The organism is Streptomyces sp. NPDC093510 (assembly GCF_040683555.1).
Classification (GTDB): domain Bacteria; phylum Actinomycetota; class Actinomycetes; order Streptomycetales; family Streptomycetaceae; genus Streptomyces.
This window is the reverse complement of sequence record NZ_JBFBEE010000006.1, coordinates 151,778-166,845: the sequence shown is the minus strand read 5'-3', so window position 1 is coordinate 166,845 and position 15,068 is coordinate 151,778. Positions and strand designations below refer to the sequence as shown.

Here is a 15,068-nt window from a genome sequence, read left to right as displayed (position 1 = left end):
GCACCACCGATATCGAGGAAACCGCAGGTCAACGGCGCACGGAAGGCACTGTCGTTACAGGTACTGACAGGACCCCCCACATCGGACCTTTCAGCCCTAGCCTGGCGGTATGGACACCGCCCACGACATCCGCGAGTTCCTCGCCAGCCGCCGCGCCAAGCTCACCCCGCAGCAGGCCGGACTGCCCGCCTTCGGCAGCAACCGCCGCGTGCCGGGACTGCGCCGCGAGGAAGTCGCCCTGCTCGCCGGTGTCAGCATCGACTACTACGTCCGCCTCGAGCGCGGCCACCTCGCCGGCGCCTCCGAGGAGGTTCTCGACGCCGTCTGCAACGCGCTCCAGCTCGACGAGGCCGAGCGCGCCCACCTCTTCGACCTGGCCGCCGCGCAGCGCAGCAGGCCCGCCCGCCGCGCCAGGAAGCCGCGCACTCCCGTCCCGGCCAGCGTCCAGCGGGTCCTGGACTCCATGACCGACAGTCCGGCCTTCGTACGCAACGGACGCCTGGACACCCTCGCCATCAACCGACTCGGCCGCGCCCTGTACGCCCCGTTGTTCGCCGACGCGGCACCGCGGCCGGTCAACATCGCCCGCTTCCAGTTCCTGGACCCCGCCGGCCGGGACTTCTTCCCCGACTGGGACGCCGCCCTCAACACCACCGTCTCGCTGTTGCGCACCGAAGCCGGACGCGCCCCGCACGACTCCGACATCACCAACCTGATCGGCGAGCTGGTCACTCGCAGCGACGCGTTCCGTATCGCCTGGGCCAAGCACAACGTGCGGCTGCACCACACCGGCCGCAAACCTTTCCGCCACCCCGAGGTCGGTGAGTTCACCCTGGACTTCGACGCCATGGTGCTGCCCGCCCAGCCCGGACTGACCCTCACCGCCTACAGCGCCGAGCCGAACACTCCCGACCACGACGCCCTACGGCTGCTGTCGGCCTGGGCCGCCACCGAAGACGCCGTACAACACACAGAGTCCGCCGCCGACTGACATCGAGGGCCGGGCGGATCGGGTGGCCGGGCGGATCGGGTGGCCGGCCGGGTGCGCCTTCAGCGGGGCTTGCCTATAGTGCGGCGTGCCCGGGTAGCCGCTTATGAGGCCCTGCCGTCTCATGACATTGGTTCCTCGCTGTCAGGCTTGGCGGGCGTAGGACGCGAGGCGATCGGCGAGCTCGATGACGAGGTCGCGCAGTTCATCGGGGCGCTCGATGACGAACGGCCGGTCGAGTGAGGCGAGTACCGGAGGCAACCAGTCGAGCCGCTCCACCCGCAACTCGACGCGCCGCCAGCGCTCGGTCGCCCGGTCCTCACCCCCCACGGGCGCGCACTCCTCCAGGCTCGCGACGCCGGCGGGAAGGCGGGCACGGATCTGCCCGACCGTCCCGTGGATCCGCAAGGTCACCTCATGCCGGTACTCGGCCGTGGCGAACCCTGACAACACGCGCTCCGCCGGACCGGGACCCGCCGGCGCTTCGAACGAGCCGGGCAGCGTCCGCGCGTCTGCGATGCGATCGAGCCGGAAGGTTCGGTCCTCGCCGATCCGGGCGTCCTTGCCCGTGACGTACCACCGGCCCGAATGGGCGACGATCCCGTACACGTGCAGTGTGCGTTCGCTGCGCCGTCCGTCGCGGTCGGTGTAGCGGATCGAGACCGGTCGGCGGTGCCGCACCGCATCGGCGATGGTGAGCAGGACCCCGGTGTCCAGGGTGTCGAACTCTCCGGGCTGTTGCGTGGATCCGGGCTGTTCCGTGAATCCGGGCTGTTCCGTGAAGGCGAGGGATTCCAGAAGTGCGTCGAGCCGGCCGGCGATGCGCTTGGGCAGTACCCGCCGGATCTTGGCCGATGCCGTCACGTTTGCCGTGTGCTGCGTCGTCGTCAGCCCTGCCCGGCGGCCGGCGACCAGGCCGAGCAGCACGGCCAGCGCCTCTTCGTCGCTGAGCATGAGCGGAGGCAAGCGGTACCCGGGGGCGAGCCGGTACCCGCCGTAGCGGCCGCGCACCGATTCCACGGGCACGTCGAGGTCGATCAGCTGGTGCACATACCGCCGCACGGTGCGCCCTTCGACGCCGAGTCGGTCGGCGAGTTCGGCCACCGTCCGGGTGCCGCCCGACTGCAGCAGCTCCAGGAGTGTCAGCACGCGGCCAGTAGGTCGAGGCATGTACACAACCTAACGCGAATACAGGACCGATTCTGTCCACTATTTCTCCTAGCCTGCGACGTGCACGCCTTCGGCACGGCCCACGCCTTCAGCACAGCCCACGCCTTCGGCACAGCCACGCCTTCAGCACAGCCACGCCTTCAGCACAGTCAAGGAGATCCCCATGGACTTCGTCTCGATCCGCATCATCACCAGCGACGTAGCGCGCCTCGTCGAGTTCTACGAGCGAGCCACAGGCGCGCGGGCGACATGGGCCACCGAGGACTTCGCCGAACTCAAGACCCCGGGAGCCACCCTCGCGATCGCCGGCACCCGCACGGTCCCGCTGTTCGCCCCGGGCTCTGCCCGCCCGGCGGACAACCACAGCGTGATCATCGAGTTCCTCGTCGACGACGTGGACCGCGTCCACCAGAACCTGACCGGCTTCGTCACCGACTTCGTCAACGAGCCCACCACGATGCCCTGGGGCAACCGGTCGCTGCTGTTCCGTGACCCCGACGGCAACCTCGTCAACTTCTTCACCCCCGTCACCCCGGCAGCCATCGAAAAGTTCGCACGCTGACGCACCTCCCGCCACCTCGCCAAGTGGTACGCCCGCCGACGAGCGCACGGTGAGAACGGGATGCTCGACCACTCCTCCCGCCCGCCACCAACCCCGCCAGCACCCCTGAGGGCTGCGCCGACCAGGCGGAAGCGCCGCGACAGCAGACCAAACACAGGCCGGCCCGGCCCGCCTCGCCGTCGACCTACACCGGCTGCGCGGCGTCACACTCGCGCCGGGACCGTCCACCGCATCCTGGCGGCGAGGCGAGTCCTGGCGAGGCGAGGACTCAACCAGCTCCAGGATCTGGACCTGGACCTGGACCTGGACCCACCGACCGGAGAGCAACTGCCCGAGGTCATCCGCCACGAGCACGACCGGGTCGGCTTCGGCTTCGGCTTCGGCTTCGGCTTCGGCTTCGGCGTCAAGAAGTTCGGACGTATTACGACCGGCGGCGCCGGCGGATGCACGGCGTCGGCCCGTGTCCGCCCGCGCCTCCGACCCCGCCGGTTGTCCCAGCATCGGCGGGGCCGGATCCACGTACCCGCATTCAGCGCTCGACGACCACTCCTGGCCCGCCTGCACCGAGGCCGAGGCCGAGGCCCTGAATGAGGAGAAGGCCGTCACCGCGGTCGCCTTCTGGCACCGAGCCGTTGCCTTCTTCGCCACCCACTCGGCAGCCGACCATCCATCGCTGGACCGCCGGAGCAACCACCGGACCACCCGAGCAACCACCGGACCGTCGTCGACCAGCCGCCCGAACCACTCGCGGACATCCCACAACAGCCCACCTTGAGGACTTCGTGCAACCAAGGGTCTCGGGACACCGCCGGGGAGCGGCCGTCACTGCGTCCAGGCGCTGCTCGAGGGCACGCCATACCCAGGGTCGGAGCGCATTCTTACGCCTTCCGCCTTCGGCGGGGGTGGGACCCTCGGGGCGGTCGCCGAATCATCAGTCCTGCTCCGGGCTGAGGACGGCGTGGGCGGCCGTCAGGAAGCGTCGCACGGTGTCCCGTTCGGTGGGGTCGAAGGACTCCAGCACGCCCAGCAGCCTGTCGATGACGGGGCCGAAGAACTCCTGGCCCAGACGGATCGCCTCCGGTTCGACGCGCAGCAGGACTCGGCGCCGGTCGCGGTCGTCGCGGACGCGGGCCACGTACCCGAGCCGTTCCAGCCGGTCGATCACAGCGGTGGTGCCGGCGGAGTTGAGGCCGAGGCGGGCGCCGAGCAGGCCGACGGTGGCCGGCTCGCCCGCCCGGGCGGCGTCGAGGAGGCAGATCAACGCCCGTACGTCGGTGTTGTGCATGTCGTTGCGGGCGGCGAACTCGGCCTGCCGCAGGCCGAACTCGACGGTCACGGCGCGCAATAGGTGCACCAGCGGCAGGGTGTCCGCCCCCCGCGCCCCACCCCCGCCTTCGTATCCGTATCCGTGTCCGTATCCGCGCCCGTCGACCGCGCCACGGCCATCACCTTGGTTGTCGTCCACATCGCCTCCACCTAGCATCTCTCGCTGAACGAGATTATCGCGCGGCGAGAGAATGAGGTCACCATGTTCGTGTCCGGTTCCTTCCGTACCGCCTACGACGAGGTCCTCGGCCGGTGGCCCGGGCCGGTCGACCGCACCGACCTGCCGACCCCCTACGGGGTCACCCGAGTCAACAGCTGCGGCCCGGCAACGGCTCCGCCGCTGGTTCTGCTGCCGGGGGGTGGGGCCACCTCCACGGTGTGGGGCGCCTGCGCCGCGGCCGGCCTCGCCCGCCGTCATCGGGTGCACGGCGTCGACCTGATGGGAGACCCGGGGTTCAGCGTGCCCCAGCCCGGGCGTCCGGTCCGTTCCGTCGACGATCTCGCCGGCTGGCTGGACGCGGTCCTCGACGAGATCGGTTCCGCGGGCGCCGGTGAGGGTCCGGTGCTGCTCGGCGGACACTCCTACGGAGCCTGGATCGCGGCCCACTATGCAGCCCGCCACCCGGAGCGGATCGCCGGCCTCGTCCTGCTCGACCCGACCCGTGTCTTCACCGGCCTCCGCCCCGGCTACGTCCTGCGCGCGCTGCCGATGCTGGTGCGGCCCACCCCCGAACGGATCCGCTCCTTCCTCACCTGGGAGGCCGGCGGAGCCGCCCTCGATACGGCTTGGCTCCGCCTCCAGGAAGCGAGCGCGGGCTTCCCGGCCGTCCGCCCCGTCACCGGGCCGCTGCCGGACCCGGCGCCCTTGCGACAGTTGCCGGTGTACGTGCTGCTTGCGGGGCGGGCCCGCTGCCACGACCCCGGCCGCGTCGCCCGGGCTGTTGCCGAGGCGCTCCCGGGAGCGCGGACCGAAGTCCTGGCGGGGGTCTCGCACCATGCGTTCCCGATGGCCGCGGCCGAGGGGATCGCCCGGCGGATGGACGCCGCGTCGAGCTAGCCGGACCGGGCCCGGTAGGTCGACGCCCGGGCGGTCACGCCGTGCGTGACAGGGCGATCTGGTCCACTGGCTCCGGCTCGCGCCCCGCCCGCATCAACCGAGATGCGATCGAAGGCGGCCGGTGGCTGGTCACGCTCTCCGGGACCCGTGGCGGCGAGCCCTCGGGAGACCCGGCGGACTTCATCGCCTTTGCCCGCGGGGTACGCCACCCCGTCGTCGCCGATTCCATCGCCGACGCCGCCCCGGTGACGGACCTCGTCATCACCCGCAGCACTGTCAACCGGCGCCGGTTCTTCGAGAAGGTCAGACCCTGGCCCGACGGGTTCATCGTTCTCAGCGGCGCGGTCGCCGCCTACAACCCGCTCTACGGGCACGGCATGCCGGTCGCCGCCCAAGGGGCCATGGCACTGCGCGAAACAGCCCGCCAGCCTCCCGTACGCGCCCCGGGCTGACCCGCAGGGCGCAACGGGCCCTGGCCCACCCCGTCTCCGTGGCCTGGGGCCTGTCCACCGGTCAGGACATCTTCCATCCAGGTGTCATCGGCGGCACGCCTACCCCCGCCGACCGCGGGGCCCACTCCGCCCCCGGTGGGACGACCCTGTTCAGTGCAACTGGACCGCTCTCGGCTGCGATTCACTATGGATACGACCGTGCAGCGGGCCCTGCTGAAGCGTCGACCGCCCCCCTCCCCCTCCCGGCGCGCAGCAGGGACCTCCGGCGCGGCGTGACAGGTATACGCCTGACGGTCGGGTGCCGTGCCTCAGGGTGGATGCCCCGCAGCGAATTGGGGCCTTCGTGACCTTAGGGCATAGGTTGACGGCATGGTGGAGGGGGCGAACTCCGCGGCACGGACCATGCCGCAGGAGCAACGGAAGAGGGGGCGGCATGCCGCCCCGCGTAAGAAGAACGAAGGCGGGCTGGCTCGTTCGTCGTTGCTGATGGCTGTCGGCACGGTGGTGTCCCGGGCGACGGGACTGATCCGCCAGGTGCTGCAGGCCGGAGCGCTGGGCACGGGCTTGCTTGCCAGTACGTACAACACGGCGAACACGGTGCCGACGAGCCTGTACACGCTGCTGATCGGTGGCGCGCTCAACACCGTGCTGGTGCCGCAACTGGTGCGGGCCAGGGCGACCCAGCCCGACGGTGGCCGCGCCTATGAACAGCGTCTGGTCACGCTCGTGGTGTGCGTGCTGGGCGTCGGGACGGCGCTGGCGGTGTGGGCGGCGCCGCAGATCGTGGGCCTGTACATGCGGGACACCCCGGACAGTCACGAGGCGTTTGAGCTGACGGTGACGTTCGCGCGGTTCCTGTTGCCGCAGATCTTCTTCTACGGGCTGTTCGGCATCTACGGGCAAGTGTTGAACGCCCGGGAGAAGTTCGGCGCGATGATGTGGACCCCGGTGCTGAACAATGTCGTACTGGTCGGCATGTTCGCCGCCTATCTGGGGCTGATGACAGTGCCTGACCGGGTGGAGGACATCACCGACGGCCAGGTGTGGCTGCTGGGGGTCGGGACGACGGCAGGCATCACCGTGCAGGCCCTGGCGCTGATCCCGTTCGCGCGGGCGGCCGGTTTCCGGTTGCGGCCGCGGTTCGACTGGCGGGGCACCGGTTTGGGCAGGAGCGTCCACGCGGCGAAGTGGACGCTGCTGTTCGTCCTGGCCAACCAGGTCGCCCTCACAGTGGTCACGAACTACGCCAATGCCGCCGACCAGGAACTGCCACAGGCCGGCGCGGGCTACTCGGCCTACACCTACGCGCAGACCATCTGGATGCTGCCCCAATCGATCGTGACGGTGTCGCTGGTGACGGCGCTGCTGCCGCGCATGAGCCGGGCGGTCGCCGAGGGACGCATCCCGGATCTGCGCTCGGACCTGTCCCGGGTGCTGCGGATCAGCGGCGTGGTCATCGTGCCGGCCGCTTTCCTCTTCCTCGCCCTGGGGCCGCAACTCGCCTCGCTGCTGTTCGCCCACGGAGCGTCGGACGCGGACTCCGTCCGCCCGTTGGGCTACATGCTGCAGGCGTTCGGGCTCGGACTCATCCCGTTCTCCGCCCAGTACCTGCTGCTGCGCGGCTTCTACGCGTTCGAAGACACCCGCACTCCGTTCTTCATGGCGGCCTGGATCGCGGGCGTGAACATCGCCCTGGCCACCGCCTGTCATGTGCTGCTACCCGCCCGGTGGGCGGTAGTCGGCATGGCCGGCGCCTACACCCTGTCCTACCTGGCAGGCCTCGCGCTCACCGCGTATGTGCTGCGCAGGCGCCTCGGGGGCCGCATTGACGATGGTGGCCTGCGCCGGACCTACGTGAAATTGTTCTGCGCCGCGGGCCCGGCTGCCGGGCTGGGCTGGGTCGTAGCACGTGCGTGCGCGGACCTGGGAAGCGGTACGTGGGCTACGGCCGTCGCATTGGCCGCCGGGGCGCTCGCGACAGCCCTGGGATACCTCCTTCTTGCCCGGCTGATGAAGGTCGACGAGTTGCGGCGCTTGCCCGGGATGCGTTGAAGAATCCGTCTCGATTCCTTCGTCCAGTGATGCGTCGAAGTGACATGCTCCCAGGATGACTTCGTCGATATCCGAGTCGTGGACCCGTATAGAGGCTTGGCTCGCCCGGCACGCACCTCGTACGTTCGCTGCTCTTGGCCCTCCGGCGGAGCGCTCGGCGATAACCGAGGCCGAGCAGACCATCGGACTGCCGTTCCCCGAGCCCTTGGTGGAGTCGTTGCTGCGGCACAACGGCATGGGCCACTACGACCTGCTGCCACCGTGCTGGTCATTGCTCGACGTGCACGGCATCACCAGGGAATGGCAGACACGCATGGAAATCTACGCGGATGAGCCGGCGGGAACAGAGGAAGGCGACCCGGACGGGGAATTCGGGCCGTGGTGGCATGCGCGGTGGATCCCCTTCGCCTTTGACGGTTCAGGGGACAACCTCATCATCGACCAGCGCTCCAACCGCCACCGCGGAAGGATCGGCGACGCCGATCACGAAACAGGATGCTCTTTCTCGCACCGCCCCATGTGGGCGTCGTTCCCGGCTCTCCTGGAGGCAACAGCCACGGCTCTGGAAACCGGCAAGGCAGTGGACGGTTACCTGCCTGTCGTAGTCGACGAGGATGAGTTGGACTGGGACTTCTGATGCTCGGTCTTTTGGGGCGAGCCGTTCAAGGGATACGGAGGCCACGGAGGTTTATGCATGCCTGAGTTGCTGGCCCGCGACCAGATGTCCTCCCGCGCCTTCCTCGCGGAACTGCTGATGGCCGAGTGCGACCGAGGGCCGGCCTTCGACTTCGATGCCACCCCCAGTATCGACCCGGCCACGGTCAACACACTGGCACCTGTGACTGGGTCAAGAAGGGCGAGCCGCTCTGCCTGATCGGCGACTCCGGTCTGTATTGACGAGCTCCGAGCGCGCCGAAGCCAGCTGACCGGCCGCCACGTGGGAGACCCTCCCGGCAGCGGCCCGAACTCAGCATTCTCTCGCCATGGGCTGACAAGTTGCGCGGAAACTCTCCGGAGACGGCCTGTCGGGCAGGCCCGGGTGGGTCTGCCCGACGGTGTGCGGTGTGTGACGCCCTGCCCGAGCTTTCGGGTGAGGGTTGGTGCCTGTGGTGTGGCTGGGCGGCCGGCTTACGGATGCTCAGCGATGGCTGGGCCCGCCGGTCAGTCGATGCCGTCGATGATGCGGAAGTCGCGCTGGACACCGTCGGGGAGGGCCACCAGTGCCTTCTGGTATGCCTCGCTCTCGTATGCCGCGACGGCCTGTTCAAAGCTGTCGAACTCGATCAGAACGACGCGTTGCGTGATTCCGGCCTCGTGGGCGACGACTCGACCGCCACGGGACGGGATCCGGGACAGGGTGCGCCCGCCCCCAGCCTGGACAGCCGGACCGGCCAGCTTGTCGTAGGCAGTCAGACTCTCAGGGTCGGAAAGGGTGGGGTAGACACTGACCCAGTAGCCCTTGGCCATGGAAACCTCCTGTGTTCGGCCGGACACGTCCGACTTCGAATTGACATGCAGATCGACCGAACCCGGCGACGGGCATCGCGGTCAGTTGCATCGCCATATGCGCAGGTTAGGGCTTGATCTGCGGCCGAGGGAAAGACCGGTACGGGATAGACTCAGAACGGATCGTTATCAATCGGCAGGGAGGGCGCGTGGCGCCGGATACGGTGAGCCTGCGGTACTTCCTGGTGCTGGCGCAGGAGTTGAACTTCACCCGCGCCGCCGCACGGATCGGTATCGCACAGCCCGCACTCAGCGCCCGGATGCGCCGATTGGAGTCGGAACTCGGTACGGCCCTGCTGGTCCGCAACACGCGTAGCGTCGTATTGACCACGGCCGGTGCGGCTTTGGCGGAGTCCGCGCCGCCCGCACTGGCGGCGCTGGACAGGGCATGGGACACCGCCCGGAGCGCGGCGGCCGGTGAACTGGGCACGCTGCGCATCGGATACAGCCTCAGCACCGGGGCCGAGACGGTGCCGGCCCTGGTGGACAGGCTGATGCGCGGCAACAGCGGACTCGAGGTCGGCGCGGTCCCGATGGCGACACCGGAGATCTCCCCCGCGGTCGCCGACGGCCGGATCGATGCCGGGATCACCCGCGGTGAACAGCCGGGCCATGACGTGCGCCGGTTCCTGCTGCGGCGTGCGCGCATCGGGGTCCAGCTGGCGCAGCACCATCCGCTGGCCGAACACCCGGAGATCGAGATCGCCGACGCGGCCGCGTATCCGCTGCGACTCCCGGACCGTGCGGCCAACCCCGTGATCCACGATCAGCTGTCCGCGCTGTTCCGAGACACCCGACCGCACCCCCGATTCCACACGCCCGCAGTCTCTTTCGACATGTCTCAGCGCGACCTGCGCGACGGGGTCACCCTCGCCCCGGCCGGAGAAGCCGCGGCCACGGCACAACCCGCCGGTCTCACCTGGCGACCCCTACGGGGTGCGCCCAGCCTGACGATCCACCTGGTCCTCCCACGCGAGCAGTCGCCGCTACACCGCCGCATCCGTGCCATCGCCAAAACCCTGGCGCACGAGCTTCACTGGCTGCCGGACTGACGCGCAAGAGGTCAAGCGAGACGGACGACTGCGGGGGCGAGGCCGAAGACCTTGCGCCCGGCGGACTTCGCGGGTGATGACGACCACGGCGGTCTTGCTGAATGTTCCGACACGGCCTCGCTACGCCGGCGGATCAGCATCCGGTGACGGCCCCGGGCCCGGTCCGCGTCGTACACCGCGGCAACGTCCTCGCCCAGCCCGAGATCTCGGCGGATACCGCGCCTTCACCGACGCCGAACCGGACAAGCACGGGTAACCGGCGGGAACGCCCGCCGTCAACGCCGTCCATGACGTCGGTCAATGCTTGACTCCAACCTCTGTTCCATTGCTTCCCCAGGCCGTGTTCGAGACGGGCGGCCCGCGTGCTGAGTTCCGCGACATCGGCAGGTGCAGGTTCAAAGGTGGGTTCTCAGCGTGCTTTCGATGAGCACGCATGCGACACCAAGAGACGCTGACACAGATCGCGACGGAGTCGAACTTCCGCCCCGCAGCTACGCGGCCGGGCGACGAACGACGCGCAGCCCCCTGTCGCGGCGCACGCCGCCGGGGTCGGCGAGACCTACGCCGTCCTCCTGAAATGGCGGCCACCACCCATCCGACCACTGCCCTCGCGAACTCGGCGAACACAGGGGAGCGCCTGCATGCCTCGTCGGCCCTCATTACCCCGGACGTAATCGACCACCGTGCGGCCGAGCGGCAGTCTTGAGTCATCGCCCCGCAAGACGAGAACCACCTCACAGGAGGCTGACCCGCCATGACTGCACACGACACCGCCGCGTACGAGATCGCCGTCGGCCGCTACTTCGAGGCCTGGAACGTGAAGGGCGCCGAGAACATCGACAAGGCCGTGGCCGCCGCCTGGACCGAGGACGGCAGCTACACGGACCCGCTGGCCGACGTCTCCGGGCACGAGGGCGTCGCCGCCGTGATCAATGGGGCCCACGAGCAGTTCCCCGGCTTCGAGTTCCGCCGGACCGGCACGGTCGACGGGCACCACGACATCGCGCGCTTCACCTGGGAGCTCGTGTCCCCCGGCGACGGGTCCGCGCCCGTCGCCGGGTTCGACGTCATCACGTTGGCCGACGACGGCCGGATCCGTACCGTTCACGGGTTCCTGGACCGCGTGCCCACGGCCTGAACGAATGAAGTTCGCCCTACGAACCGTGTCGGTTCGTAGGGCGAAGCGGTGCTGGTGCTGATCTCGGCGCATTTCCACCCACGATGACATCCGATCACAGTCAGTGACTACCGCATCGAACTGGCCGAATGAGTCTGTTTCTGGAAGGCCGTCACCGAGGCACCCCTGCACACCGGAACGCAGCGCCCCTCACGGCGCCTACGTGCCAGCAGTAGCGCCCAACTCCCCTGCTCCACACGCCACTTGTCTAGGCCACATGCAGCTCGACCGTCATCGAGCACGTTGATGGCGCCCTCCCATCGGGTAGCGGTGGCCCCGGCACGGAGGGCGGCGGCGACATCGGCGTCCACGAGGAAGATCGTGTCAAGGCGGCTCTCCGCGTGACGGTACCGACGCAAGATCTCGCTGTCCGTCCCGCGGCATCCTCGGTGACGAGAACGTGTTGTCCGGCCCTGTTCCACATACCCGTGAGCACCGTGAGCGCGTGGCTACGACCGGCCCGGCCCCCGGCGGCGTACCGGCCAAGTGCTGCGGGCGGACCGGTCTGATCACGGATGGCGACGCCCTCATTCCGCATGGCCGAAACCTGCATCTGAGCCACCAAACAATCTTGGATTCTCTGGTCATGCGCCTCTCCAGGCACTTAAGTACCTGTCAGGCACTCGCTCCCGGCCACGGGCGAAAGCCGCCGGCCGGGTTATGCGCCGCGGTCGGTTTCGCGCTGCTCGTCGGCCCGCACCGCTGTACTTCGCATGAGCCCGCCGCACTTCGCATGACTCCGCTGTTCCGCTGTTCCGCTGTTCCGCTGTTCTTCGCATGACCGTGCCACCCGTCCCGACTGCTCCGAGGGTCCTTCTGCCTATGGCCGCCAGTGCACACCGGTTGGTGTCGTGCTCACATCACCCGGCGAGCCGCAGAGCATCTCTCGCGCAGCCGGGCCGCGCGCTGCGCCACCGGGCCGCGTCCGAGAACACCGAGGCTGCTGCCCGTCGGACGCAGGGATGCCGACCGAAGGCACACGGCGTACCGCTGCCGTCCGCCTTGTGTCCGGCAGGCCCAGGTGAGCGCTGATGGAGAGTTCCAACCCGGCCGGCGGGGCGAACCCGGCCGGCCGAGACACAGACCTGTATGCGGCAGTGCAGGACATTCAGGCGGGTTACTGGCTGCAGATGCGGCAGGTGCTGGCCCGGACGGGCAACTGGCCGTTATGGACATCCCGCACTCAGGTGCTGGGAGTTGTCGCGGCGCAGGCCAACGTCGTGGAGTTGTGGCTGAAAGAGGAACCCGAGAGCCTCGCCGCCCGGGTGATGTACGCCAGAGTCGCCACCGAACGGGTGCTGCAGGCCCACCGGAAGAACTGGGCGCGCGACTACCGGAAGGCCGGTGACCTGGACAAACTGGTGGCCCGGGCCCGGGACGCGTGCCACCGGGCGAGCGAGGGGAACCCCCACGACGCGGTGCCCTGGGTATGCCGCCTGGCCCTGGCCGAAACGGACATGGCGGGACGCTACCCGGAGCATCACGTGGACCCGCCGCCCCATGAGTATCTGCTGCCCGGCGGGCCATGGGGTTTGCTCTCGGAAGCGCACCGACGAGATCCGTTCAACCGCGAGGCATGGCACCGCATGTCCCAGGCGCTCCAGGCCCACCCGGGCCCAGCGGGCCGCCAGGCCGTCGCGACGGATTTCGCCCGCTGGACGGTCTCCTTCGCGCCGCCCGACTCGCCGCTGCTTCTGCTGCCCCTCTACGCCCGTGTGCAGGAGCACCGGGAGCGAAGGGACAACGGCGCCGCGGTCATGCTGAGCCTGCTGTGGACCAGGGAGGACAGCACCCGGGCCGTCACGCAGGCATTCGAGGGCTGGTTCCGGAAGCGCGATCCGGCCACCAGTTCCCAGCTGGATCTGAACTACCTCGCCTACGCCTTGGCCCGGGGCGGCTTCGCTCAGTGGGCCACCGAGGTGTTCGAGGCCATCGGCGACTTCGCCACTCCGGCCCCGTGGCATTACGACGCCCGATACCCGCAGAACCAGTGGCGGAAGGCGTTCGAGGAGGACCGTGTCGCCTGCCTGAGATCTCACCCGCGGCATACGGGAGAACACCCATGACCGCCGACCCGGCCCATTACGTCCCGTCGGCGGCCCGCCAGCCAGCCACCCGCCTGCACCCCCCATGTCAGCTTTCCTGTGCGGAGAACCAATGACTTCGGTAAGAACACCGCGCCAGCAGCCGAACCCGGTCGACAACGACGAGGAGGACGCGCGCATCCTCCAGTCGCTGGGCTACACCCAGCAACTGCACCGCCGGATGGGGGCCTTCGGTAATTTCTCGGCCTCCCTGTCGGTCATCTCGATCATGTCGGGGACCTTGCTGCTGTTCGGGTACGGCCTGAACTCGGGAGGCCCCGCGGTGATCACGTGGGGGTGGCTGGCCGTCGGGCCGCTGGTGTTGTGCCTGGCCGCGTCCCTGGCGGAGATCACCTCCCGCTACCCCACCAGCGGCGGCCTGTACTACATGGCCCGCCAGCTCGGGGGCGAGCGCTGGAGCTGGTACACCGGCTGGCTCAATCTCTTGGGACTGCTCGGTGGAATCGCCGCCCAGGACTACGGCATAGCGACGTTCACCGCCGCGTGGATGAACCTGCAGTTCGGATACACGCCGGCCCCGGGCTCCCTGCTGGCGCTGTACGCGGTCATCCTCGCCCTGCACGCGGTACTGAACCTCTTCGGCACCCGGCTGATGAACATCTTGACGTCCTTGAGTGCGTGGTGGCATCTGGCAGGGGCCGTCGTCATCATCGGCTCCCTGACGCTCGTGCCCTCCCACCACCAGTCGGCCGGTTTCGTCTTCTCCGAGTTCACCAACAACACCGGCTGGAGCGCCCCGGTCTACGTGGTTCTGCTGGGCATGCTGCTGCCGGTCTTCGCCCTCGCCGGCTATGACACCTCAGCCCACTTGAGCGAGGAGACCAACCATGCCTCCGTCGCCGCGGCCCGCGGCGTCTTCCGCTCCGTAGCGGTGTCCTGGATCGCCGGCGGCATCCTGCTGACCACGCTGCTGTTCGCCATCCAGGACTACACCGGGACGCTGGGCAGCCAGACCGGCGTGCCCGTGGCGCAGATCCTTCTCGACGCGCTGGGCATGGCGGCGGCCAAGGCCCTGCTGCTTGTGATCATCGTGGCCCAGTTCCTGTGCGGCTACACCGTGACCGCCAGTGCCAGCCGGATGATCTACGCCTTCTCCCGGGACGGTGCCCTGCCCGGATCGGCGCGCTGGAAGAAGGTCAGCCGCCGCACCGCCATCCCCGCCAACGCGGTGTGGCTCGCGGTCGCCGTGGCTTTCGTACTCGCACTGCCCTCCCTGTACTCCAACACGGCGTTCGCGGCAGTGACAGCCATCTCGGTCGTGGGATTCACCTCCGCCTACGCCATCCCCGTACTCCTGCGCCTGATCCACCGCGACCGATTCACGCCAGGCCCTTGGCACTTGGGCCGCTGGAGCCGGCCGATCGGCTGGATCGCGGTGGTGTGGGCAGCTGCGGTCACGGTGCTGTTCCTGCTGCCGCAGAGCAGCCCGATCACCGCCACCACCTTCAACTACACCCCCGTCGCCGTAGTGGTGGCCTTCCTCATAGCCGCCCTGTGGCGGCGCTTCGGACGCACCTCCTACCACGTGCCCCACTCCCATTCCGGTACCGAGGGAAATCAGTTCGAAGGCATCATCTGATGACGGCGACACGACCTCGACGACCGCAACAATCCAGAGGAG

13 protein-coding genes and 1 pseudogene are annotated in these 15,068 nt (G+C 69.1%); 11 read left to right on the top strand and 3 right to left on the bottom strand.

The window, feature by feature from the left end; genetic code table 11:
• Positions 1-109 precede the first annotated feature (109 nt).
• Positions 110-991, top strand: coding sequence for a helix-turn-helix transcriptional regulator (locus AB0N81_RS11895; RefSeq protein ID WP_365357641.1), 882 nt, complete (start codon positions 110-112; stop codon positions 989-991).
• A 141-nt stretch (positions 992-1,132) separates the two neighbouring features.
• Here the strand turns inward: AB0N81_RS11895 and AB0N81_RS11890 are convergent, their stop codons facing one another.
• Entirely contained in the window at positions 1,133-2,158 is a 1,026-nt protein-coding gene (locus AB0N81_RS11890; protein WP_365357640.1) for a YafY family protein, read from the bottom strand.
• A gap of 163 nt (positions 2,159-2,321) precedes the next feature.
• On the opposite strand from AB0N81_RS11890, the gene AB0N81_RS11885 reads away from it, so the two are divergent.
• A complete protein-coding gene (locus AB0N81_RS11885; RefSeq protein WP_365357639.1) occupies positions 2,322-2,720 on the top strand; it encodes a VOC family protein in 399 nt (132 codons plus the stop codon).
• 931 nt (positions 2,721-3,651) lie between these two features.
• On the opposite strand, the gene AB0N81_RS11880 is transcribed toward AB0N81_RS11885, so the two are convergent.
• Positions 3,652-4,185 (bottom strand): MarR family transcriptional regulator, encoded by a 534-nt coding sequence (locus AB0N81_RS11880; RefSeq protein WP_365357638.1) that lies wholly within the window; start codon positions 4,183-4,185, stop codon positions 3,652-3,654.
• 63 nt (positions 4,186-4,248) lie between these two features.
• On the opposite strand from AB0N81_RS11880, the gene AB0N81_RS11875 reads away from it, so the two are divergent.
• From AB0N81_RS11875 to AB0N81_RS11855, 5 genes and pseudogenes are all read left to right on the top strand, one after another.
• The gene (locus AB0N81_RS11875) at positions 4,249-5,103 is read left to right on the top strand and encodes an alpha/beta fold hydrolase (protein WP_365357637.1); all 855 of its coding nucleotides are present in this window, start codon (positions 4,249-4,251) and stop codon (positions 5,101-5,103) included.
• A gap of 41 nt (positions 5,104-5,144) precedes the next feature.
• On the top strand, positions 5,145-5,555 hold the full coding sequence (locus AB0N81_RS11870; protein WP_365357636.1) for a hypothetical protein: 411 nt from the start codon (positions 5,145-5,147) through the stop codon (positions 5,553-5,555).
• 369 nt (positions 5,556-5,924) lie between these two features.
• The gene (gene murJ / locus AB0N81_RS11865; protein ID WP_365357635.1) at positions 5,925-7,607 is read left to right on the top strand and encodes a murein biosynthesis integral membrane protein MurJ; all 1,683 of its coding nucleotides are present in this window, start codon (positions 5,925-5,927) and stop codon (positions 7,605-7,607) included.
• A 55-nt stretch (positions 7,608-7,662) separates the two neighbouring features.
• Positions 7,663-8,244, top strand: coding sequence for an SMI1/KNR4 family protein (locus tag AB0N81_RS11860; RefSeq protein ID WP_365357634.1), 582 nt, complete (start codon positions 7,663-7,665; stop codon positions 8,242-8,244).
• A 75-nt stretch (positions 8,245-8,319) separates the two neighbouring features.
• Positions 8,320-8,495 (top strand): annotated as a pseudogene (locus AB0N81_RS11855) (AAA family ATPase); the annotation flags it as partial.
• A 273-nt stretch (positions 8,496-8,768) separates the two neighbouring features.
• On the opposite strand, the gene AB0N81_RS11850 reads toward AB0N81_RS11855, so the two are convergent.
• On the bottom strand, positions 8,769-9,074 hold the full coding sequence (locus AB0N81_RS11850; protein WP_365357633.1) for a DUF1330 domain-containing protein: 306 nt from the start codon (positions 9,072-9,074) through the stop codon (positions 8,769-8,771).
• Between the two features lie 188 nt (positions 9,075-9,262).
• On the opposite strand from AB0N81_RS11850, the gene AB0N81_RS11845 reads away from it, so the two are divergent.
• From AB0N81_RS11845 to AB0N81_RS11830, 4 genes are all read left to right on the top strand, one after another.
• Entirely contained in the window at positions 9,263-10,165 is a 903-nt protein-coding gene (locus tag AB0N81_RS11845) for a LysR family transcriptional regulator (protein ID WP_365357632.1), read from the top strand.
• A 754-nt stretch (positions 10,166-10,919) separates the two neighbouring features.
• Complete coding sequence (locus tag AB0N81_RS11840) at positions 10,920-11,303, top strand: nuclear transport factor 2 family protein (protein ID WP_365357631.1); 384 nt, start codon at positions 10,920-10,922, stop codon at positions 11,301-11,303.
• Positions 11,304-12,373: 1,070 nt separating this feature from the next.
• A complete protein-coding gene (locus tag AB0N81_RS11835; RefSeq protein WP_365357630.1) occupies positions 12,374-13,408 on the top strand; it encodes a hypothetical protein in 1,035 nt (344 codons plus the stop codon).
• Positions 13,409-13,499: 91 nt separating this feature from the next.
• Positions 13,500-15,026 carry an amino acid permease gene (locus tag AB0N81_RS11830; protein WP_365357629.1) on the top strand — a complete coding sequence of 509 codons (1,527 nt, stop codon included), beginning with the start codon at positions 13,500-13,502 and terminating at the stop codon, positions 15,024-15,026.
• Positions 15,027-15,068 lie beyond the last annotated feature (42 nt).